Here is a 20,883-nt window from a genome sequence, read left to right as displayed (position 1 = left end):
GACGAGGGTTGTTGGACCGTTCCAAAAGGAAGCCTGTCCGCAGTCTGCCCGTCGCCCGAACGCGCTGTCAACGGTCTTCCGTTCACCGCGTCCGTCCCGCTAGGCTGCGGTTGGCACGGTCCAACTCTGCGGGGCCGCCTCACCGGACGGAGCGAGCCGTGACGAACATCGAGCGGCCACCCACCATCCGCACCGTGGCCGAACGCGCCGGCGTGTCCAAGTCGCTCGTCTCCCTGGTCCTGCACGACTCCCCCAACGTCAGCGACGAGAAGCGCGCAGCCGTGCGCGCGGCCATCGACGAGCTGGGCTACCGGCCGAACCTGTCGGCCCGCAACCTGTCCCGGCAGCGGACGGACATCGTCGGGGTCCTCATCAACGACCTCCGCAACCCGTGGTTCGTGGACTGCCTCGAGGGCCTGGCCCCGGTGCTCGAAGCGCACGGGCTGACCATGATGCTCGGCGACGGCCGAGCCGACCGGAGCGGTGACGACACCGTCGTCCGCAAGTTCACCGAACTGCGACTCGACGCGCTCGTCCTGGTCGGCACCCGGTCGCCCACTCCCCTGGTCGCCGATGCCGCCACGTCCATGCCGACGGTGATCGTCGCGAGTCGCGACCTCGAACTCCCCCGTGCGGACGTCGTGGCGAACGACGACACCGCGGGATCCGCGCTGGCCGTGGCGCACCTCGCGGGGCTGGGTCACCGCCGGATCGCCCACGTGGCCGGGTCGTTCGGCGCCGTGTCCGCCCTGCGCGCCGACAGCTACCGCGTAGCGATGGCGTCGCGCGGTCTGGACACCGACGGCCTCGTCGAATCGTGCGACCTCACCGAGGACGGCGGATACGACGCTGCCAGGAGACTGCTCGCCCGCACCCCCCGCCCGACCGCCGTGTACGCCGTGAACGACATCGCCGCGGTCGGCGTCATGACGGCCTGCCAGGAAGCGGGGCTGGCCGTGCCGCAGGACATCTCGATCGTCGGATACGACAACACCTCCATCGCACAGCTGCGCCACGTCTCTCTGACGTCGGTGGACAACGCCAGCGCGTCGGTCGGTCGCCGGGCCGCCGCGGCGGTGATCGACCGGATCGCTCGCCCGGCGGCAGCCGGCACCCTCGACCTCATCGCCCCGACCCTGCAGGTGCGCGGCAGCACGGCACCGCCGGCCGACACGTAGCTCCCCACGCGGTCTCCCCGGTGACTTAGGGTACCCCTACCTCCGTGGTCTCCGGAGGCATCGCGAGCAGCAGGGGTACCGCATGCGCAGCACGACATCACGACGATTCGCCACGGCCCTCGCCGTTCTGGCACTCCTCACGGCGGCGGGGTGCAGCAATGACCAGGCAGCCGACGCGGTGCCGGACGGCGACACCCCGACCGGCATCGTGACCATCGAGCACGCACTCGGCTCCACCTCCATCGACCGCGCCGAGCTCGGGACCGACCCTCGCATCGTCGCCCTCACCGTTCCGGCCGTGGACGCCGCGCTCGCCCTGGGGGTGCAGCCGGTGGCCTTCGCCTCGGACACGACGGGGGCACCGGACGGCCGTTATCCCTGGCAGTCGGGGCTGGCGGCGGACGTACCGCTCATGTCCATTCCCGTCGACGGCACCCTCCCCATCGAGGAGATCGCTTCGTACGCACCGGATCTCATCCTCGCCGACTTCGCCGCGTCGACGCCGGCCCAGTACCAGCAGTTGACCGCACTGGCCCCGACCATTCCCGTCATCGGCGACACGGTCTCGCCCTACGACGCGTTGACGCGCGCGTTGGGCACGGCGCTCGGCCGCGAGGACGACGCCGACGCGGTGATCGCGCGGACGCAGACCGCCCTCGCCGACGCCGCCGCGGAGCTGCCCGGACTGGCGGGGCGGACGGCGCTGCTGTCGCAGTACATCCCGGCCACCCAGCAGCTCGTCGTGGTCGCCGACCCCGACGACGGCGCCTCGGCGTTCTACCGGCAACTGGGAATGACGCTGCCGCCCATCGAGCGTGCGGAGACGGTCGGCAACCGGCTCGTCGTCGGGCCCGAGCGCCTCGACGTCCTGAACTCCGACCTGGTGACCATCCTCGTGAACGGCGGTACCGCCGCCGATCTCGAGGCACTGCCCGGCTGGGCCGATCTGCCCTCCGTGCGCTCGGGCGGCATGCTGATCACGGACTACGCGACCATCATCGCGCTGAACACACCGTCACCGTCGTCGCTGACGTATGCGCTGGAGAAGGTTCGGCCGACGCTCCGGTCGATCGCAGGCTGACGCCTCCGGGTCAGCGGTCGACGAGGGTCGTGTCGAAGTAGTACCGCGACGCGCGATACACGTGCGACCCGTACTCGACCACCTTGCCCGAGTCGTCGAACGCCGTGCGGTGCATGGTGAGCAGCGGCGCCTTCGGCTTCTCGTCCAGCAGGTGCGCCTCGTCGCGATCGGCCGCCTTCGCGCCGATGCGCTGGCGAGCGAGCCGGATGTGGACGCCCTTGGTGCGAAGCGACTGGTACAGGCCGTGCGCCTCGAGCTCGGCGGGCTCCGGCGCCACGTCCACGGGCATGTAATTGATCATCAGGGCGAGCGGTTCACCCTTGGTCAGCCGCAGACGCCGGACGGTGACCACCTCGGACTCCGGGCCGATGTTGAGCTCACGCGCCACGTCCTCGGTGGGCAACCCCACCGAATATTCGAGCAACTTCGTCGTCGGGTCCTGGCCGGCGCGCGCCAGGTCGTCGAAGAGGCTGGTCAGTTCCACGGGTCGATGCACCGGGCTCTGCACCACCTGTGTGCCGACGCCGCGCTTGCGCACCAGCAGCCCCTTGTCCACCAGTTCTTGGATGGCCCGACGCGTGGTCGGCCTCGACAGGTTGAGGCGCTTGGCGAGGGCGAGCTCGTTCTCGAAGCGATCGCCCGGGGCCAGACTGCCGCCGAGGATCGCGCCCTCGATGGCCTGCGCGAGTTGGTAGTAGAGCGGAACGGGACTCGACCTGTCGAGCTCCACGGCGAGCGGTTGACTCACGTACCAGCTCCGATCCGAAACTAGGCGGGTGTGCGGGCGGGCTGCCCGAGAACAGAGTGTAAGGGACCGTGCGCAATATGACGGCAAGTTAGAATGTCAGGACAAACTATTGACAGGTTGGTGTGGCGCGGAGCACAGTGATACCGGCCCCCACGCACACGCCCCGAGTATCGATGGAGCAGACCTTGACCACAGTGAACAACACCGGCCCCACCGGTGAGGCACGTTTCGACGTGCTCGCCATCGGACGCAGCGGAGTCGACATCTATCCCCTGCAGGTCGGTGTGGGCCTCGAGAACGTCGAGACGTTCGGAAAGTTCCTCGGTGGCAGCGCCGCCAACGTCACCGTCGCCGCCGCGCGACTCGGGCGCCGCACCGCGCTGATCTCCGGGGCCGGCGACGATCCGTTCGGCCGCTTCGTGCGCGCCGAGCTCGCCCGCCTCGGCGTCGACAACCGCTACGTCGTGGTCGACGGCCAGTACGCCACCCCGGTCACGTTCTGCGAGATCTTCCCGCCGGACGACTTCCCGCTGTACTTCTACCGCAAGCCCACCGCGCCGGACCTGCAGGTGCGCCCCGAGGACATCGACACCGAGGCCGTCCGCAGCGCCGCTCTGTACTGGTCGACGGTCACCGGTCTGTCCGAGGAGCCCTCGCGCAGTGCACACTTCGCCGCCTGGGAGGCGCGCGGACGCGCTCCGCTGACGGTGCTCGACCTCGACTACCGGCCCATGTTCTGGGAGAGCCCCGCAGCCGCGACCGAGCAGGTCCAGCGCGCACTGCGCCACGTCACGGTGGCCGTCGGCAACCGTGAGGAGTGCGAGATCGCCGTCGGCGAGACCGAGCCGGACCGGGCCGCCGACGCGCTGCTCGACATGGGGGTGGAACTGGCGATCGTCAAGCAGGGCCCCAAGGGCGTGCTGGGCAAGACGCGCACCGAGCGCGTGGAGGTGCCGCCCAACTTCGTCGACGTCGTCAACGGACTCGGCGCCGGCGACAGCTTCGGTGGATCGCTGTGCCACGGACTGCTGTCCGGCTGGCCGCTCGAGAAGATCCTCCGCCACGCCAACGCGGCCGGCGCCATCGTCGCGTCGCGCCTCGAATGCTCCACCGCCATGCCCACCGCCGACGAGGTCGCCGCCCTCGCCGAGTCCGCGGTCACCGCACCGGGTTCCGATCTCGCCGATTCCGAGGAAGCACATGTCTGAGACCATCTCCGCGACCTGCACCACGTACGCCGACGTCACCGAGATTCGGGCCCACGACCCGGGCGCGATCGACCGCGCCTGGGCCTCCCGCGTCACCCGTGAGACGGTGCGCGGAGACGGGCGGCTCATGATCGTGGCCGCCGACCACCCTGCACGCGGAGCCCTGTCGGTCGGCTCGAACCCGACGGCCATGAACAGTCGCACCGAACTGCTCGACCGCCTGCGCACCGCGCTGGCCGACCCGGGAGTCGACGGTGTGCTCGCGACGTCCGAGATCCTCGACGACCTCGTCCTGCTCGGCGCCCTCGACGACAAGGTCGTCATCTCCTCCATGAACCGCGGCGGACTCGCCGGTGCGTCGTTCGAGCTCGACGACCGGATGACCGGCGCGACCGCGGCGTCCACCGCGAAGGCGCGGATGAACGGCGCCAAGATGCTGACCCGCATCGACCTCGACGATCCCGGCACGCTCGGCACGCTCACCGCCTGCGCGCAGGCCATCGACGAACTGGCGGCAGAGGGCCTCATGGCCATGGTCGAGCCTTTCCTGTCGTCACGCCGCGACGGCAAGGTGGTCAACGATCTGCGCGCCGACGCCGTCATCAAGTCCATCCACATCGCCCAGGGCCTCGGCGCCTCGTCGGCGTACACCTGGATGAAGCTGCCCGTGGTCGACGAGATGGAGCGCGTCATGGACGCCACCACGCTCCCGACGCTGCTGCTCGGCGGCGACCCGCAGACCGCGCCCGACGAGACCTTCGCCAGTTGGGCACGCGCACTGAAGATCCCGGCCGTCCGCGGCCTCATCGTGGGCCGCACACTGCTGTACCCGAAGGACGGCGACGTCGCCACCGCGGTCGCGACCGCGGTCGACATGGTGCGGGGCGGGACGGACGCGTGAACAGCGAGTTCTACATTCCCGCCGTCCCCGGTGCCGGAGTCACAGTCACTCCGGAGAGCGCGGGATGGACCGAGTCCAGCCTCCGCACAGTGCTTCTCGCACCCGGCGAGTCCGTCGACCTCACCTCCGGCGACGACGAGATCATGGTGGTCCCTCTGCAGGGATCCGCGACCGTCACGTGCGGCGAGGAGTCGTTCGCACTGACGGGGCGTGCGTCCGTCTTCGACGGGCCCTCCGACTTCGCGTACGTCGGCCGCGACAGCAGCTACACCCTGCGCAGCGAGCAGGGTGGACGCTTCGCTCTCTGCGGCGCCCGCGCGTCGCGGGCCCTGCCGTTCCGCTACGTGCCCGCCGCCGACGTCGCCGTCGAACTGCGCGGCGCGGGCAACTGCAGCCGTCAGGTGCACAACTTCGGTACCGCCGACACGTTCGAGGCCGATTCGCTCATCGCGTGCGAGGTCATCACCCCCGGCGGCAACTGGTCGTCCTACCCCGGCCACAAGCACGACGAGGAGACCGAGACCGAATCGGCACTCGAGGAGATCTACTACTTCGAGATCGACAGTGGCCGCGACGGTTCCGCCGGCTTCGGGTACCACCGCGTGTACGGCACACCCGAGCGCCCCATCGAGGTGCTCGAGGAGGTCCGGACCGGTGACGTCGTCCTGGTCCCGCACGGGTACCACGGACCGTCCGTCGCCGCGCCCGGCTACCACATGTACTACCTCAACGTCATGGCCGGACCGGGCAGCGAGCGCGCCTGGAAGATCGTCGACGATCCGGACCACACCTGGATCCGCAGCACGTGGGACGGCCAGGACGTCGATCCCCGTCTCCCCCTCACCCCCCGCCCTCCGCTGGACTCAGCGCACCGTGGAAAAGGAGCCTGACGATGGTGTCCACCGCACCGATGTCACAGAGCAAGACCGAGAACGCGGAGCCGATGGTGCACCTCACGGTGTCCCAGGCCATCGTCCGCTTCCTCGCCAACCAGTACGTCGAGCGTGACGGGGTCCGGACCAAGTTCTTCGCGGGCTGCTTCGGCATCTTCGGCCACGGCAACGTCGCCGGTCTCGGTCAGGCGTTGCTGCAGGCCGAGATCGACGCCGTCGAGGCGGGCACCGAGCCGGAGCTCCCCTACGTCCTCGGCCGCAACGAGCAGGCCATGGTGCACAGCGCCGTCGGCTTCGCCCGCCAGAAGGATCGTCTCCAGACCTGGGCCGTCAGCGCCAGCGTCGGACCGGGCTCGACCAACATGCTCACCGGCGCGGCGTTGGCCACCATCAACCGGTTGCCCGTCCTGCTGCTCCCGGCGGACACCTTCGCCACCCGCGCCTCCTCGCCGGTGCTGCAGGAGCTCGAGCTCCCGTCCAGCGGCGACGTCACCGTCAACGACGCGTTCAAGCCGCTCTCGCGCTACTTCGATCGGGTGTGGCGTGCCGAGCAGCTGCCTGCGGCCCTGCTCGGCGCCATGCGCGTCCTCACCGACCCGGTGGAGACCGGCGCCGCCACGGTCGCCGTCCCGCAGGACGTCCAGGCCGAGGCCCACGACTGGCCCGAGTCGTTCTTCGCGCCGCGCACCTGGCACGTCGCCCGCCCGCTGCCCGAGCGGTCCGTCGTCGCCCGCGCCGCCGAGATCATCCGTTCGGCGAAGGCGCCGCTGATCGTCGCCGGCGGCGGCGTCATCTACTCCGGTGCCACCGAGGCGCTCGCGTCGTTCGCGGAGAAGACCGGAATCCCCGTCGGCCAGAGCCAGGCCGGCAAGGGCTCCCTCGTCTACGACCACCCGCAGTCGGTCGGCGCGATCGGGTCGACCGGCACCACGGCCGCCAACGCCCTCGCGACCGAGGCCGACGTCGTCATCGGGATCGGCACGCGCTACAGCGATTTCACCAGCGCGTCGCGCACGGCCTTCTCCCACCCCGACGTGCGTTTCGTCAACATCAACGTCGCGTCCATCGACTCGGTCAAGCAGGGCGGTCTCTCCGTGGTCGCCGACGCCCGCGAGGCGCTCGAGGCACTGACGGACGCGCTGGCGGACCACGAGGTGAGCGCCGAGTATCGAGCGCGCGCAACCGAACTCGCCGCCGAGTGGGATCGCACGGTCGCCTCGGTGTATGCCGTGGACGACGACAACCTCGGCATGAACCAGAACCAGGTCATCGGCCTCACCAACTCGCTGTCCGACCCGCGCGACATCGTCGTGTGCGCCGCCGGCTCGATGCCCGGAGACCTCCACAAGCTCTGGCGCACACGCGATGCCAAGGGTTACCACGTCGAGTACGGGTTCTCCTGCATGGGCTACGAGGTGGCCGGCGGCATCGGCGTGAAGATGGCGGCACCGGATCGCGACGTCTTCGTCATGGTCGGCGACGGCAGCTACCTCATGATGGCCACCGAGCTCGTCACCGCGGTCCAGGAGGGCGTCAAGGTCATCCTGGTGCTGGTGCAGAACCACGGATTCGCTTCCATCGGATCGCTGTCGGAGTCGCTCGGCTCCCAGCGCTTCGGCACCGCGTACCGCTACCGGTCCGAGTCCGGTCGACTCGACGGCGGTGTGCTGCCCGTCGATCTGGCGGCCAACGCCCAGAGTCTCGGCGCCGACGTCATCCGCGTGAACACCGCCGGCGAGTTCGCCGACGCCGTCAAGGTGGCCAAGGCCGCGGACCGCTGCACGGTCATCCACGTCGAGACCGATCCGCTCATCGCCGCACCGGACAGCGAGTCCTGGTGGGACGTCCCGGTCAGCGCCACCTCGACGCTCGAGAGCACGCAGGCGGCGTACGAGACGTACGAGGCGTGGAAGAAGGTCCAGCGGCCGTACCTCCGGCCGTCCGCCGACTGACTTCTCCATCCGGACACACCCGGTCACCCGGGGCGGCGTGCACGAGCGCGCCGCCTAGGGTGACCGGTGATGAACATTCACGACCGCACCCGGCGCGGCCGACGGACAGCCGCGAGTATCGCCACGGCGGTCGTGCTCGTGAGTACGCCGGCCGTCCTTCCGGGTCTCGCCGGGGCGCAGCCCGCACCGCCCCCGACGTCCACTCCGTTCCGGACGCCCGACACCGATGCCTGTCCCCACCGTGACGTGCCACCGCCGGCCATCGATGCGTCCGAGGTTCCCGCTCCCGGCGACGCGGAACCGCAGCCCGTACCCGTCCCGGCCCAGACGGTCGGCGGCGAGGAACTGGCGGCGTGCGGTGTGATCACCGCGGCCGGTGCGCCCGCTCTTCCCGCGGACATCTCGGCGGCGGGATGGGTGCTCACCGATCTCGACTCGGGCGCGGTGGTCGCCGCGAAGGATCCGCACGGCCGGTACCGGCCGGCGAGCACGATCAAGGTCCTGCTGGCGCTCGTCGCGCTCGACGAACTCGACCTCGACCGCACCGTGGTGGCCACCGCGGAGGACGCGGCCGCCGAGGGCAGCGCGGTGGGCATCGGTGCCGGGGGCGTGTACTCGGTGCGCCAGCTGATGCAGGGGTTGGTGATGGCGTCGGGGAACGATGCCGCACACGCCCTCGCCGTCCAGCTCGGCGGCGTCGACACCGCCGTGGAGAAGATGAACGCGAAGGCCCGTGCGCTCGGTGCACTGGACACGCGCACGGCGTCGCCGTCGGGTCTCGACGGGCCGGGTATGGCCTGCTCCCCCTACGATCTGGCGCTCATCTTCCGGGCCGCGATGGACAATCCGACCTTCGCGGAACTCGTTGCCACCGAATCGGTTCCGTTCCCGGGTTACCCCAAGGACGCGTCGAAGCCGGACAATCCCTCGCGGCCCGACATGCCCGGCGTCCCGGTGAATCCCGATCTGCCGCTCAACGAGGATCGGCCGGGCTTCACCCTCGCCAGTGACAATGCGTTGCTGTTCAACTACCCGGATGCCCTGGGCGGCAAGAACGGCTACACCGACGACGCACGCCAGACGTTCGTCGGCGCGGCCGAACGCGGCGGCCGCCGATTGGCCGTGTCCCTCATGAATGCCGACGTGCTGCCCATCCGGCCCTGGGAGCAGGCCGCCCGCCTGCTCGACTACGGCTTCACGCAGCCCGCCGACACGGCGGTGGGCACCCTGGTGACCGGGAACCCGGACGCGGCGCCGGCGTCCACGACCGCGTCGACTCCCACCTCGACCGCGCCGACCGATCGGCGGACCGAGGCGAGCACTGGCGGCGCCTACGCCGGAGTGGACGACGAGAGCGATGCGGCGATCAGGGTGGGTGCTGGAGTCCTGGGCCTGATCGTCGTGGTGGGGCTCCTTCTGTGGGCGCGCACGCTGCACCGCAGACGGTCCTGACCACACGTCAGCGTCGGCGTCGGCCGCGCCATCCGCCCAGGCCGAGCACGGTGAGAACGCCGGCGCCGACGAGAGCTGCCGCGCCCGCGGGTGAGACACCCTCGCGGACCACCACCTGCGGTGCGATCACCGCACTGTCGGGCACCGCGGGTGCCGCGAGGGCCAGGTTCTCGGTGGCCGTCGCCGCCCACGCCGTCGCGAACAACAGGAAGCGTGACGTCGTGAACGCGAACACGAGGATGCCGATGATCGGTCCGAACGTGGCACCGGCCGGACCGGACGTGACGCTCTCGAGGTAGACCGCGCCGACCTGCTTGAAGATCTCGAACACCACGGCGGCCAACAGCGCGGCGCGTGCCGCGCTGCGCACGGTCACGGGCTCACGGGGCAGCCGGGCGATGACCCAGACGAACAGTGCCCACGTCGCGGCGATCGCCAGGGCGAACGACGCGATCTGCACGGCGACGCCGACACCGGGGACGTCGTCCAGGTTCAGGGCCTTCAGAAGTGCGGGGACCACCGACCCACTGGCCACCGCCGACAGGCCGAGCGAGATCACCAGGGCGAGACCCAGACCGAGCAGCGCTCCGAGATCCTTGGCCTTGGTGGCCAGGAAGCTGCCCGCCTCGTGCGGCGTCTCCCACATCGCGGTGAGCGCCTCCCGCAGATTGGCCGTCCATCCGAGGCCCGCGTAGAGCGCACCCAGGAGACCGATGATGCCCACGCTGGTGCGCGTCTCGATGGCACTCTCGACCAGTTCGTTGATGGTGCCCGCGAAACTGCCGGGAACGTTCTCGGCGATCTGGGACTGCAGTTCCGTCAACAGGTCCGGCCGCGAGGCGAGGACGAATCCCACCACGGCGAACGCGACCATCAGCAGCGGGAAGAGAGCCAGAACGCTGAAGTAGGTGATACCCGCGGCGTAGTAGTCGCCCTTCTGTTGCTGGTACACCGAGCCGGCCCGCGCGAGATGGTCGAACCACGGCCACCGCCGTCGACGTTCCTCGATGATCGCCGCGAAGTCCGGCATGGCGCTCAGCCTTTCGGTGGAAGGAATCCGACCCTGTCGTACACCTGCGCCAGCGTCCTGGACGCGATCGAGCGTGCGTGCTCGGCCCCGTCCCGAAGAATCCGGTCGAGTTCGGCCGGATCGTTCATGTACTCCGTGAACGCCGTGCGCACCGGGGCGGAGAACGCCGACACCGCATCCGCGGTGTCGCTCTTGAGATCACCGTATCCCTTTCCGACGTATCCCTCGACGAGCGTCGCGACGGGCGTGCCGGTGAGGGCGGACTGGATGGTGAGCAGATTGCTGACCCCGGGCTTCTCGGCGGTGTCGTAGCGGATCTCACGCTCGTTGTCGGTGACCGCCGAGCGAATCTTCTTGGCCGACACGGCGGGGTCGTCGAGGATGTCGATCCGGCCCGACACGCCGGAGCCCGACTTGCTCATCTTCGCCGTCGGCTCCTGCAGGTCGTAGATCTTCGCGATACCGGTGACGATGTGCGCCTCCGGCACGACGAACGTCTTCTTGTAGCGCGAGTTGAAGCGTTGGGCGAGATCGCGCGTCAGCTCCAGGTGCTGGCGCTGATCCTCTCCCACGGGCACTCGCTGCGGGCGGTAGAGCAGGATGTCCGCGGCCTGCAACACGGGATAGGTGAACAGACCCACGCTCGCCTGATCGCTGCCCTGGCGTGCCGACTTGTCCTTGAACTGCGTCATGCGGCCGGCCTCGCCGAATCCCGTGATGCAGTTGAGAACCCACGCGAGTTGGGCGTGCTCGGGTACGTGAGACTGCACGAACAGAGTGGACCGCGCAGGGTCGATGCCGACGGCCAGCAACTGCGCTGCGGCGCGGCGTGTCCGGGCGCGCAACTCCTTCGGATCCTGCGGCACCGTGATGGCGTGCAGGTCCGGGATGAAGTAGAAGGCGTCGTACTCGTCCTGCAGTTCGACCCACTGCCGCACCGCGCCCAGGTAGTTGCCCAGGTGGAAGGAATCCGCCGTGGGTTGGATGCCGGAGAGCACTCGGTGCCGAGGTGCGACTCCTGCGCTGTCGGTCGCGGTGTCGGTCGTCATGATCTACAGATTCAATCACTTCCGGTCGTAGGGTCTGCGCCATGACCACTCACAGGACGTCCGACACCGCCGTGACCATCGGCTCGGTGACGGGGATCGAGGTGGAGGTGCTGCCGTACGGTGCGACCCTGCTGCGCCTGACCGTCACGGGCGGGGACGGCGTCCGCCGCGACGTGTCGGTCGGCGTCGCCGGCGAGGCCGAATTGCGCGCGGGAACGGACTACCTCGGGGCGACCGTGGGGCGCTACGCCAATCGCATCGCGCACGGGCGGTTCGACCTCGACGGTGAACAAGTGGAGGTGACGCGCAACGACGGCGACAACCACCTGCACGGCGGAGTCGACGGCTTCGACTCCCGCACCTGGACGGTGGAGCGGGTCACCGCTGACGAGGTGGAACTGTCCTTGGTGAGTCCCGACGGCGACCAGGGCTACCCCGGCGAGGTGCGGGCACGCGCCGTCTACTCGGTCCGGGGAGACACGATGCGCATCGAGTACCTCGCGCAGACCTCACGTACGACAGTGGTGAACCTGACCAGCCATGCGTACATCGATCTCGACGGACACGGTGTCGACGACCTCGAACTGCAGGTGGACGCGGCCTCGTTCGTGCCCGTGGACTCCGCGGGGATTCCCACGATCGGTGTCGTCCCGGTCGACGGCACGGCACTCGACCTACGGCTCCCGCGCCGCATCGGCGACGTCGTCCGGTCCGATGATCCCCATGTGGCGGCCACGCGAGGGGTGGACCACAATTTCGTCCTCGACGGGCCCGAGGACGGCGGGGAGCTGCGCCGCGCGGCGCGTGTCACGTCGCGTCGCAGCGACACGACGCTCGAGGTGTGGACGAATCGACCCGGGCTGCAGGTCTACACCGGCAACTTCCTCGACGGCAGCACCGTGTCCCGGCGCGGTACCGCGCTGCGTCAGGGTGACGGACTCGCGCTCGAGCCCCAGTTCTTCCCCGACAGCCCGAACCAGCCGGCGTTCCCGTCGGCTGTCCTGCGCCCGGGCGAGACGTCCCGCTGCGTGATCGAGTACAGATTCGCCGCCTCCGGCCGCACCGCGGTGTAGCCGACCGACCTTCCCGCCGCATCGCCACAGCATGATGCCATTGATGTGAGCGTTCACATCACTTTTCGGCAATGTTCGCGAAGCTCTTGACGCGGACGAATGTTAACGCTCACACTCTGTGTCACGCGTCACACGGAGTGATGCCTACAGAGGAGACCACGATGACGTCGAAGAGAGTCGTTGCAGCGAGCACGTTCCTGATGAGCAGTGCGTTGATCCTGAGTGCCTGCGGCGGCGGAGGCGACTCCGCGAGCGGCGGAGACGGAACCGTTCTGGGGTTCTCGCAGGTCGGAGCCGAGAGCGGCTGGCGCACCGCCAACACCACGTCGATCCAGGGCGCGGCGAGCGAGGCCGGAATCGATCTCAAGTTCTCCGACGCACAGCAGAAGCAGGAGAACCAGATCAAGGCCATCCGCACCTACATCCAGCAGAAGGTGGACGTGATCGCCTTCAGCCCGGTAGTCGAGACGGGCTGGGAGCCGGTGCTGCAGGAAGCGAAGCGCGCGAACATCCCCGTCATCCTCACCGACCGCTCGGTCGACACGACGGACGAGTCGCTGTACGCCACGTTCCTCGGATCGGACTTCGTCGCCGAGGGCGTCAAGGCCGGCGACTGGCTCGTCGAGAACAGCGCGACGTCCGACGTCAACGCCGACGGACGCATCAACGTGGTCGAGCTCGAGGGCACGACGGGTGCCGCACCGGCCATCGATCGCGCCGAGGGCTTCCGCGAGGCCATCGCCGCACAACCGACCATCGCCATCTCCAAGTCCCAGACCGGTGACTTCACCCGCGACGGCGGCAAGCAGGTCATGGAGTCGTTCCTGAACTCCGACAAGGCAATCGACGTCGTCTACGCCCACAACGACGACATGGGCCTGGGCGCCATCGAGGCCATCGAGGCGGCCGGCCTCGTCCCCGGCAAGGACATCAAGATCATCACCGTCGACGCGGTCAAGGACGGCATGCAGGCGCTGGCCGACGGCAAGATCGACTACATCGTCGAGTGCAACCCGCTGCTCGGACCGCAACTGATGGACCTGACGAAGAAGGTCGTCGCCGGCGAAGAGGTACCCAAGCGCGTGGTCACCGAGGAGACCACCTTCACTCGCGATCAGGCCGCCGCCGTGCTCGCCGACCGCCAGTACTGACATGAGTACCGAGATGATCGTCCCCCCGCCGACCACGACGGCGACGGAACCGATCGTGGAGATGACGGACATCTCCATCACCTTCGGCGCCGTCCGTGCCCTCGACGGCGTCTCCCTTCGGCTCTACCCGGGCGAGGTCCACTCGCTGATGGGCGAGAACGGTGCCGGGAAATCGACGTTGATCAAGGCGCTCACCGGCGTCTACCCGATCGACAGCGGCACCGTCACCGTCGACGGGACCGTGCACGAGTTCGCGAGTCCGGCGGCCGCTCAGGCCGCCGGCATCAGCACGGTGTACCAGGAGGTCAACCTCCTGCCCAACCTCACCGTGGCCGAGAACATGCTGCTCGGGCGCGAGCCGCGGCGGCTCGACCGACTGCTCGGCAGCACCGGCGGCGCGGTGCGCACCGTTCTCGGTGCCGTGGGCGGTATCGACACGCGGGCGATGAACCGCCGCGCACGTGCGACGCTCGATCGACTGGGCCTCGCGGTCGATCCCGCGTCCGTGCTCGGCGATCACCCCATCGCCGTGCAGCAGCTGATCGCGATCGCTCGTGCGGTGGACGTCGACGCCCGCGTGCTCATCCTCGACGAGCCCACCTCCAGCCTCGACAAGGACGAGGTGGAGACCCTGTACGGGGTCATCGAGCGGCTGCGGGACGCCGGTACCGCCGTCGTCTTCGTCTCCCACTTCCTCGACCAGGTCTATCGCATCTCGGATCGCATGACGATCCTGCGCAACGGACGCCTGGTGGAGGAGCGGTCGGTGGCGGACACCCCGCAGCTGACCCTGGTGGAACTGATGATCGGCCGGGAACTCGACACCCTGCGCGAGTTGGACGACCGCGAGCCCACGGTGGTCGATCCCACCACCGAACCCGTCATGGAGGTGCTCGGCCTCGGCCGCAAGGGCGCCCTCGAGGCGACCGATCTCCGGCTGTACGCCGGGCAGGTCGTCGGCGTCGCGGGGCTGCTGGGGTCGGGCCGCACCGAACTGGCGCGGTTGCTCGGCGGGGCGGACCGCGCGGACTCCGGCACCATCGAGATCCATTCCACCCGTCGGCGCTTCCGCACTCCACGCAACGCGGTCGATCGACGGGTCGCGCTCACCAGCGAGGACCGCAAGGCGGACGGCGTCGTGGGCGACCTGACGGTGGCCGACAACATGATGCTCGCGCTCCAGGCCACGCGCGGGTGGATGCGCCCGATTCCCCGCGCCACCCGCACCGCCCTGGTGCAGAAGTACATCACCGCACTCGACATCCGCCCCGCGGACCCGAACGCGTTGATGCGCAACCTCTCCGGTGGCAACCAGCAGAAAGTGCTGCTCGCGCGCTGGCTCGTCACGGAACCGGAGATCCTGATTCTCGACGAGCCCACCCGCGGAATCGACATCGGCGCCAAGGCGCAGATCCAGGCACTCGTGGCCGATCTCGCCGAACGCGGGATGTCGGTCGTGTTCATCTCGGCCGAGCTCGAGGAGATCCTGCGCCTCAGCGACCGCGTCGTCGTGATGCGCGATCACCACCTGATCGACGAGCGCGTCAACCGCGGAGTCTCCGTCGACGACGTCCTCGCGACCATCGCGGCGGGAACCCGCGCAGACGACAGGAGTTCCGAGGCATGACCGACACACTGGGAGTACGACCGACGTCGACTCCCCCGCCACGGCCGGGGTCGGACGCCCCCGCCGGTCGCCGGATGCCGGGATGGATGTCGCACCCGGTCGTCTGGCCACTGCTCGCCCTGATCGCGCTGATCGTCGTCAACGTCGTCGCGACACCGGACTTCCTCGACATCAGGATCGAGAACGGTGGCCTGTTCGGCAACGTCGTCGACATCGCGCGGAACTCCGCGCCGCTCATCCTCGTCGCGGTGGGCATGACGCTCGTGGTCGCGACCCGCGGCATCGACCTGTCGGTCGGCGCCGTCGCCGTCATCGCGGCGGCCGTGGCCTGCACCCGTATCGCGGCCGCCCCGGACGAGGGCGCCGTCACCACCGTCGTCATGGCCGTCGTGTGGGCACTGGGAGCCAGCCTGCTGCTGGGCCTGTGGAACGGACTGCTGGTCTCGGTCTTCGGAATCCAGCCGATCATCGCGACCCTGGTCCTCATGGTGGCCGGCCGCGGCCTGGCCATGCTCATCACGGACGGTCAGATCACCACCGTGCAGGACGGGGCCTTCAGCTCGCTCGCCTCGGGAATCGTTCTCGGACTCCCCGTGGCACTGCTGATCGCGCTCGCCGTCGTCGTGGTGACCGCCCTGCTGACCCGCCGTACCGCTCTCGGCATGCTCGTCGAAGCGGTCGGCATCAATCCCGAGGCCAGTCGCCTCGCGGGGGTGAGCGCCCGCACGATCGTGTGGACCGTCTACGTCTTCGCGGCGACGTGCTCCGGCATCGCCGGTCTCATCATCGCCGCCAACACCAACTCGGTGAACGCCAACAGCCTCGGTCTGTGGATCGAACTCGACGCGATCCTCGCCGTGGTGATCGGCGGCACGGCACTCACGGGCGGACGCTTCTCGCTCGCCGGCACCGTGGTCGGTGCGCTGCTCATCGGCACCCTGACCCGCACCATCCCGAATCTCGGAATCCCCTCCGAGGCCAACTACCTCTTCAAGGCTCTGGTCGTCATCGTCGTCTGCCTCCTGCAGTCACCGCGTGCCCGAGCGTCACTGCTGGGCCTTCGACACAGGAGACCGACGACTCGAAAGGCGGCCCGGTCATGACCGATCTGCTGACACGCCCCCCGGCCACCTCCGCCGCGCCGTCCCGATGGGACCGCATCCGGCGCTATTCACCGCCGAGCAGGTTCCTGCCGGTCATCGCCACCTTCGCGTTGCTCGTCGGCCTGTTCGGCGTCGGCGAGATGCGCTACCCGGGCTTCGCCGACCCGCAGCTGTTCCTCTCCCTGTTCGTCGACAACGCATTCCTGATCGTCCTCGCCGTGGGCATGACCTTCGTCATCCTGACCGGCGGCATCGATCTCTCGGTCGGCTCCGTCGTGGCGCTGTCGACCATGATCGCGGCGCGCACACTGCAACTCGGCTGGTCCCCCGTCCTCGTCATCGCCACCGTGCTGCTGTGCGGCACGCTGCTCGGCACCACGATGGGCGTGCTGGTCCACTACCTGCAGATCCAGCCGTTCGTCGCCACTCTCGCCGGCATGTTCCTCGCTCGTGGTCTCTGCTACATGATCGGCGTCGAGTCCATCCCCATCACCGACGAGACGTTCAGCTCCATCGCGTTCGCCGTGATCGAGCTCCCGGGCGGCTACACCATCACCTGGAGCGTCGTCATCGCACTCGTGACCGTCGCGGTGGCGGCCTACGTCCTGGCATGCACCCGTTTCGGCAGGTCGGTCTACGGCATCGGCGGCAACGAGGCGTCGGCCGTGCTGATGGGACTTCGTGTCGCAGCGGTGAAGGTGGGTGTCTACTCGATCAGCGGTTTCTGCGCCGCGCTCGGCGGACTCCTCTTCGCCTTCTACGCCCTGTCGGGCTACAGCCTGCACGCGGTCGGCATGGAGCTCGACGCGATCGCCGCCGTCGTCATCGGTGGGACGCTGCTCACGGGTGGCCGAGGCTACGTCCTCGGCTCGGTCGTCGGTGTCCTCATCCTCGGTGCCATCCAGACGTTCATCGCGTTCGACGGGACCCTGAGTTCGTGGTGGACCCGGATCACGGTCGGAACACTGCTGCTCGTCTTCGTCGTCGCTCAGCGTCTGACCACGGTGCCGCGGGCCCGCTTCCGTCCGAGGCGAGCATGACCACCACGACCGGGACCGACGGTCGACCTCCCGTCATGGCCGACGTCGCCCGGCTCGCCGGCGTGTCTCATCAGACGGTCTCCCGAGTCATCAACGGGCAGAACAATCTTCGCCCAGAGACTCGGGAACGGGTCCAGCGCGCCATCGACCAGCTCGGATACCGTCCCAACCGGGCCGCTCGCGCCCTGGTGACGAAGAGGTCGGCCACCATCGGCATCATCGGCTCCAAGCTCGGGTTCTGGGGCCCGAGCACCACCCATCGCACCGTCCAGAGCGCCGCCCGCGAGGCCGGTTTCTCGGTCAGCGCCGTCAGTCTCACGACCCTCTCGCGCGACGAGCTCGTCGACGCGATGCACCACCTGCACGACCAGGGCGTCGAGGGCATCGTCCTCATCGCCGCGACCGACGACGCGGTGGCCGCAGCGCGTTCCGAGGAGGCGGTGGTGCCCGTCGTCGTCGTGGAGGGCGATCCGCTGACCTCCCGCTGGACGGTCGGCATCGACCAGGTCGGCGGCGCCCGCCTCGCCACCCGCCACCTCGTCGATTCCGGACATCACCGCATCGCCCACCTCGCGGGTCCGCTGGGCTGGGCCGAGGCCCGCGCGCGCGAGCAGGGGTGGCGGGAGGTCCTCGACGAGGCGGGGCTGCCGTGGACCCCTCCGCTCCGCGGTGACTGGTCCGCGCGCAGTGGGTTCGAGCGCGGCTCCCGGTTGGCAGCCGATCCCGACATCACGGCGGTCTTCTGCGCCAACGATCAGATGGCGCTCGGCCTGCTGCGTGCGTTCCACGAGCACGGCCGTCGGGTGCCGCAGGACGTGAGCGTCGTGGGCTTCGACGACATTCCCGAAGCCGCCTATCTCATCCCTCCGCTGACGACGATTCGACAGAACTTCACCGAGGTGGGCCGACGCGCCATCGAGATCCTACGAGCGGCGATCGACGGGACCGACGGTCCCGCGACGCAGATCGCTCCGGAACTCGTCGTGCGCGCGAGCACCACCCGAGCCACAGGAGAACAGCCATGACGACGCCTGATCACGAGACCTACACCATCGGAGTCGATTTCGGCACGCTGTCCGGACGGGCCGTCGTCGTGCGGGTATCCGACGGCGCGGAGCTCGGCACGGCCGTGCACGAGTATCGACACGGAGTCCTGGAGTCGACGCTGCCCGGCGGCTCCGTGCGGCTCGGCGACGCCTGGGCACTCCAGGTTCCCGACGACTACCGCGACGTGCTCCGCACCGCCGTTCCGGCAGCCCTGCGCGATGCCGGTGTCCCGCCCGACCGGGTGGTCGGCATCGGAACCGACTTCACGGCGTGCACGATGGTGCCCACGCTCGCCGACGGCACTCCGCTCGACGAGGTCACCCAGTTCGCCGATCGGCCGCACGCCTACGTGAAGCTGTGGAAACACCATGCGGCGCAGGGCCAGGCCGATCGCATCAACGCCCTCGCCGCGGAGCGCGGCGAGACGTGGCTCCCCCGCTACGGCGGACTGATCTCGTCCGAGTGGGAGTTCGCCAAGGCGTTGCAGATCCACGAGGAGGACCCCGAGGTCTACGACGCCATGGAGCGGTGGGTCGAGGCGGCGGACTGGATCGTCTGGCAGCTGTGCGGACGCTACGTCCGCAACGCCTGCACGGCGGGTTACAAGGGCATTCTGCAGGACGGCGAGTATCCGTCGGCCGAGTTCCTCACCGCCCTGGCACCCGGGTTCGCCACGTTCGTCACCGACAAGCTCGACCAGCCGATCGGCGAACTGGGTTCTCGGGCAGGATCTCTGACCACCGAAGCGGCCGCGTGGACCGGACTGCCCGAGGGAATCGCGGTGGCCGTCGGCAACGTCGATGCGCACGTCACGGCGCCGGCGGCCCGCGCCGTGGAACCCGGGCGCATGGTGGCGATCATGGGCACCTCCACCTGTCACGTCATGAGCGCCGACGTACTGCGGGAGGTTCCGGGGATGTGCGGCGTCGTCGACGGCGGCATCGTCGCGGGCTCCTACGGGTACGAGGCCGGGCAGTCCGGGGTCGGCGACATCTTCGGATGGTTCACCCGCACCGGGGTACCTGCCGACTACCGCGACGCCGCCGCCGAGGCCGGCGAGTCGGTCCACGAGCATCTGACACGCCTGGCGTCGGAGCAGGAGGTCGGCGAACACGGGTTGGTCGCCCTCGACTGGCACAGCGGCAACCGATCCGTCCTGGTCGACCACCGACTGTCGGGACTGTTGCTGGGGACGACTCTGGCCACCAGGCCCGAGGACATCTATCGGGCGCTGCTCGAGGCCACGGCCTTCGGCACCCGGGTCATCGTCGAGACCTTCCGCGCGAGCGGTGTTCCGGTGGAGGAGTTCGTCGTCGCCGGTGGACTGGCGAAGAACCCACTGCTGATGCAGATCTACTCCGACGTGCTGCGCATGCCGCTCTCGGTCATCGGGTCCGACCAGGGTCCGGCACTGGGGTCGGCGATCCACGCGGCGGTCGCGGCCGGCTGTTACGCCGACGTGCCCGTGGCCTCGAAGGCGATGGGCCGCGTGCACCGCGGCGCATACCAACCCGACGAGGGCCGGTCGCAGGCCTACGACGCCCTGTTCCGCATCTATTCCGATCTTCACGACCACTTCGGACGTCAGGTGTCCACCATGCGCGACCTGCGGGCCCTCCGCGGCGACGTGCTCGACCGGAAGGCGGCGGGGCGATGACTGTTCTCGACAGCGCTCGCGGCACCGTGGATGCGGTCCGTGCCGAGGTGTGCGCGCTGCACGCCGAACTGGTGCGGTACGGACTGGTGGTGTGGACCGCCGGCAACGTCTCCGCCCGGGTCCCCGGCCACGACCTCTTCGTGATCAAGCCGAGCGGCGTCTCCTACGACGACCTCACCCCCGAGAACATGGTGCTGTGCGATCTGCACGGCACCGTGGTCGAGGGCGATCACGCCCCGTCCTCCGACACCGCGGCCCAGGCCTACGTCTACCGACATCTCGATCACGTCGGCGCGGTGGTGCACACCCACTCGCCCTACGCGGTGGCGTGGGCCGCCCGCGGCGAACCGATCCCGGTGGTCACCACGATGTGCGCCGACGAGTTCGGCGGCGACATCCCCGTCGGACCGTTCGCCGCGATCGGTGACGACTCCATCGGACGCGGCATCGTCGACACGCTGCGTGGCAGCAGGTCGCCCGCCGTGCTGATGCAGAACCATGGCGTCTTCGCGGTGGGCCCGACGGCACGGTCCGCCGTCAAGGCCGCGGTGATGTGCGAGGACGTCGCACGGTCGGTGCATCTCGCGCACCAGCTCGGCCGGCCGCTGCCCATCCCGCCGGACGCCGTCGACGCGCTGCACGACCGCTACCAGAACGTGTACGGCCAACGCTGAACCGCCGCAGCACCACTTG

18 protein-coding genes are annotated in these 20,883 nt (G+C 69.4%); 15 read left to right on the top strand and 3 right to left on the bottom strand.

Features of this window, described 5'->3' with window-relative positions; genetic code table 11:
• Window positions 1-158 precede the first annotated feature (158 nt).
• Together JOE30_RS12260 and JOE30_RS12255 are read left to right on the top strand one after the other, a co-directional pair.
• On the top strand, window positions 159-1,178 hold the full coding sequence (locus JOE30_RS12260) for a LacI family DNA-binding transcriptional regulator (RefSeq protein ID WP_307806156.1): 1,020 nt from the start codon (window positions 159-161) through the stop codon (window positions 1,176-1,178).
• Between the two features lie 82 nt (window positions 1,179-1,260).
• The gene (locus JOE30_RS12255) at window positions 1,261-2,259 is read left to right on the top strand and encodes an ABC transporter substrate-binding protein (protein ID WP_204866952.1); all 999 of its coding nucleotides are present in this window, start codon (window positions 1,261-1,263) and stop codon (window positions 2,257-2,259) included.
• Between the two features lie 10 nt (window positions 2,260-2,269).
• On the opposite strand, the gene JOE30_RS12250 is transcribed toward JOE30_RS12255, so the two are convergent.
• On the bottom strand, window positions 2,270-3,007 hold the full coding sequence (locus JOE30_RS12250) for a GntR family transcriptional regulator (RefSeq protein WP_027503738.1): 738 nt from the start codon (window positions 3,005-3,007) through the stop codon (window positions 2,270-2,272).
• Between the two features lie 173 nt (window positions 3,008-3,180).
• Here JOE30_RS12250 and iolC point away from each other — a divergent pair, with 173 nt between their 5' ends.
• The 5 genes from iolC (at window position 3,181) to JOE30_RS12225 (ending at window position 9,413) form a co-directional block, all read left to right on the top strand.
• The gene (gene iolC / locus JOE30_RS12245; protein WP_204866950.1) at window positions 3,181-4,215 is read left to right on the top strand and encodes a 5-dehydro-2-deoxygluconokinase; all 1,035 of its coding nucleotides are present in this window, start codon (window positions 3,181-3,183) and stop codon (window positions 4,213-4,215) included.
• Window positions 4,208-5,116: an aldolase gene (locus tag JOE30_RS12240; protein ID WP_204866948.1), complete on the top strand. Its 909-nt coding sequence runs from the start codon at window positions 4,208-4,210 to the stop codon at window positions 5,114-5,116. Before iolC ends, JOE30_RS12240 begins: the two co-directional genes overlap by 8 nt.
• A complete protein-coding gene (gene iolB, locus JOE30_RS12235; protein WP_204866946.1) occupies window positions 5,113-6,006 on the top strand; it encodes a 5-deoxy-glucuronate isomerase in 894 nt (297 codons plus the stop codon). Before JOE30_RS12240 ends, iolB begins: the two co-directional genes overlap by 4 nt.
• A 2-nt stretch (window positions 6,007-6,008) precedes the next feature.
• Window positions 6,009-7,961, top strand: coding sequence for a 3D-(3,5/4)-trihydroxycyclohexane-1,2-dione acylhydrolase (decyclizing) (iolD, locus tag JOE30_RS12230; RefSeq protein WP_204866944.1), 1,953 nt, complete (start codon window positions 6,009-6,011; stop codon window positions 7,959-7,961).
• Window positions 7,962-8,030: 69 nt separating this feature from the next.
• The gene (locus tag JOE30_RS12225) at window positions 8,031-9,413 is read left to right on the top strand and encodes a D-alanyl-D-alanine carboxypeptidase family protein (protein WP_204866942.1); all 1,383 of its coding nucleotides are present in this window, start codon (window positions 8,031-8,033) and stop codon (window positions 9,411-9,413) included.
• A 7-nt stretch (window positions 9,414-9,420) separates the two neighbouring features.
• Here JOE30_RS12225 and yhjD read toward each other — a convergent pair whose 3' ends face one another.
• Both yhjD and trpS read right to left on the bottom strand, forming a co-directional pair.
• The gene (yhjD, locus tag JOE30_RS12220) at window positions 9,421-10,443 is read right to left on the bottom strand and encodes an inner membrane protein YhjD (RefSeq protein ID WP_204866940.1); all 1,023 of its coding nucleotides are present in this window, start codon (window positions 10,441-10,443) and stop codon (window positions 9,421-9,423) included.
• 5 nt (window positions 10,444-10,448) lie between these two features.
• Entirely contained in the window at window positions 10,449-11,492 is a 1,044-nt protein-coding gene (trpS, locus tag JOE30_RS12215; protein WP_056447663.1) for a tryptophan--tRNA ligase, read from the bottom strand.
• Between the two features lie 41 nt (window positions 11,493-11,533).
• On the opposite strand from trpS, the gene JOE30_RS12210 reads away from it, so the two are divergent.
• The 8 genes from JOE30_RS12210 (at window position 11,534) to JOE30_RS12175 (ending at window position 20,864) form a co-directional block, all read left to right on the top strand.
• Entirely contained in the window at window positions 11,534-12,565 is a 1,032-nt protein-coding gene (locus JOE30_RS12210) for an aldose epimerase family protein (RefSeq protein ID WP_204866939.1), read from the top strand.
• A 161-nt stretch (window positions 12,566-12,726) separates the two neighbouring features.
• Complete coding sequence (locus JOE30_RS12205; protein ID WP_204866938.1) at window positions 12,727-13,716, top strand: ABC transporter substrate-binding protein; 990 nt, start codon at window positions 12,727-12,729, stop codon at window positions 13,714-13,716.
• A 1-nt stretch (window position 13,717) separates the two neighbouring features.
• The gene (locus tag JOE30_RS12200) at window positions 13,718-15,343 is read left to right on the top strand and encodes a sugar ABC transporter ATP-binding protein (RefSeq protein ID WP_239532363.1); all 1,626 of its coding nucleotides are present in this window, start codon (window positions 13,718-13,720) and stop codon (window positions 15,341-15,343) included.
• Window positions 15,340-16,446, top strand: coding sequence for an ABC transporter permease (locus JOE30_RS12195; RefSeq protein WP_239532362.1), 1,107 nt, complete (start codon window positions 15,340-15,342; stop codon window positions 16,444-16,446). Before JOE30_RS12200 ends, JOE30_RS12195 begins: the two co-directional genes overlap by 4 nt.
• Window positions 16,443-17,486, top strand: coding sequence for a galactofuranose ABC transporter, permease protein YjfF (gene yjfF, locus JOE30_RS12190; RefSeq protein WP_204866937.1), 1,044 nt, complete (start codon window positions 16,443-16,445; stop codon window positions 17,484-17,486). The genes JOE30_RS12195 and yjfF overlap by 4 nt, the downstream gene beginning before the upstream one ends.
• A complete protein-coding gene (locus JOE30_RS12185) occupies window positions 17,483-18,511 on the top strand; it encodes a LacI family DNA-binding transcriptional regulator (protein ID WP_239532361.1) in 1,029 nt (342 codons plus the stop codon). Before yjfF ends, JOE30_RS12185 begins: the two co-directional genes overlap by 4 nt.
• Window positions 18,508-20,190, top strand: a complete 1,683-nt coding sequence (araB, locus tag JOE30_RS12180) for a ribulokinase (RefSeq protein WP_204866936.1) — start codon at window positions 18,508-18,510, stop codon at window positions 20,188-20,190. Before JOE30_RS12185 ends, araB begins: the two co-directional genes overlap by 4 nt.
• Entirely contained in the window at window positions 20,187-20,864 is a 678-nt protein-coding gene (locus JOE30_RS12175) for an L-ribulose-5-phosphate 4-epimerase (RefSeq protein WP_204866935.1), read from the top strand. The genes araB and JOE30_RS12175 overlap by 4 nt, the downstream gene beginning before the upstream one ends.
• Window positions 20,865-20,883: the final 19 nt, after the last annotated feature.

Origin of the sequence: Rhodococcus sp. PvP016, from assembly GCF_017832185.1 — a bacterium.
Taxonomy (GTDB): Bacteria; Actinomycetota; Actinomycetes; order Mycobacteriales; family Mycobacteriaceae; genus Rhodococcoides.
Note: the sequence above shows the minus strand (reverse complement) of the source record. Positions and strands in the feature narration are given on the sequence as shown.

Excerpts from the sequence above, each read along its gene's own strand:
- JOE30_RS12255 (WP_204866952.1), top strand. The coding sequence starts at position 1,261 with ATGCGCAGCACGACATCACGACGATTCGCCACGGCCCTCGCCGTTCTG.
- iolC (WP_204866950.1), top strand. The coding sequence starts at position 3,181 with ATGGAGCAGACCTTGACCACAGTGAACAACACCGGCCCCACCGGTGAG.
- JOE30_RS12240 (WP_204866948.1), top strand. The coding sequence starts at position 4,208 with ATGTCTGAGACCATCTCCGCGACCTGCACCACGTACGCCGACGTCACC.
- iolD (WP_204866944.1), top strand. The coding sequence starts at position 6,009 with ATGGTGTCCACCGCACCGATGTCACAGAGCAAGACCGAGAACGCGGAG.
- JOE30_RS12225 (WP_204866942.1), top strand. The coding sequence starts at position 8,031 with ATGAACATTCACGACCGCACCCGGCGCGGCCGACGGACAGCCGCGAGT.
- yhjD (WP_204866940.1), bottom strand. The coding sequence starts at position 10,443 with ATGCCGGACTTCGCGGCGATCATCGAGGAACGTCGACGGCGGTGGCCG.
- trpS (WP_056447663.1), bottom strand. The coding sequence starts at position 11,492 with ATGACGACCGACACCGCGACCGACAGCGCAGGAGTCGCACCTCGGCAC.
- JOE30_RS12210 (WP_204866939.1), top strand. The coding sequence starts at position 11,534 with ATGACCACTCACAGGACGTCCGACACCGCCGTGACCATCGGCTCGGTG.
- JOE30_RS12205 (WP_204866938.1), top strand. The coding sequence starts at position 12,727 with ATGACGTCGAAGAGAGTCGTTGCAGCGAGCACGTTCCTGATGAGCAGT.
- JOE30_RS12200 (WP_239532363.1), top strand. The coding sequence starts at position 13,718 with ATGAGTACCGAGATGATCGTCCCCCCGCCGACCACGACGGCGACGGAA.
- JOE30_RS12195 (WP_239532362.1), top strand. The coding sequence starts at position 15,340 with ATGACCGACACACTGGGAGTACGACCGACGTCGACTCCCCCGCCACGG.
- yjfF (WP_204866937.1), top strand. The coding sequence starts at position 16,443 with ATGACCGATCTGCTGACACGCCCCCCGGCCACCTCCGCCGCGCCGTCC.
- JOE30_RS12185 (WP_239532361.1), top strand. The coding sequence starts at position 17,483 with ATGACCACCACGACCGGGACCGACGGTCGACCTCCCGTCATGGCCGAC.
- araB (WP_204866936.1), top strand. The coding sequence starts at position 18,508 with ATGACGACGCCTGATCACGAGACCTACACCATCGGAGTCGATTTCGGC.
- JOE30_RS12175 (WP_204866935.1), top strand. The coding sequence starts at position 20,187 with ATGACTGTTCTCGACAGCGCTCGCGGCACCGTGGATGCGGTCCGTGCC.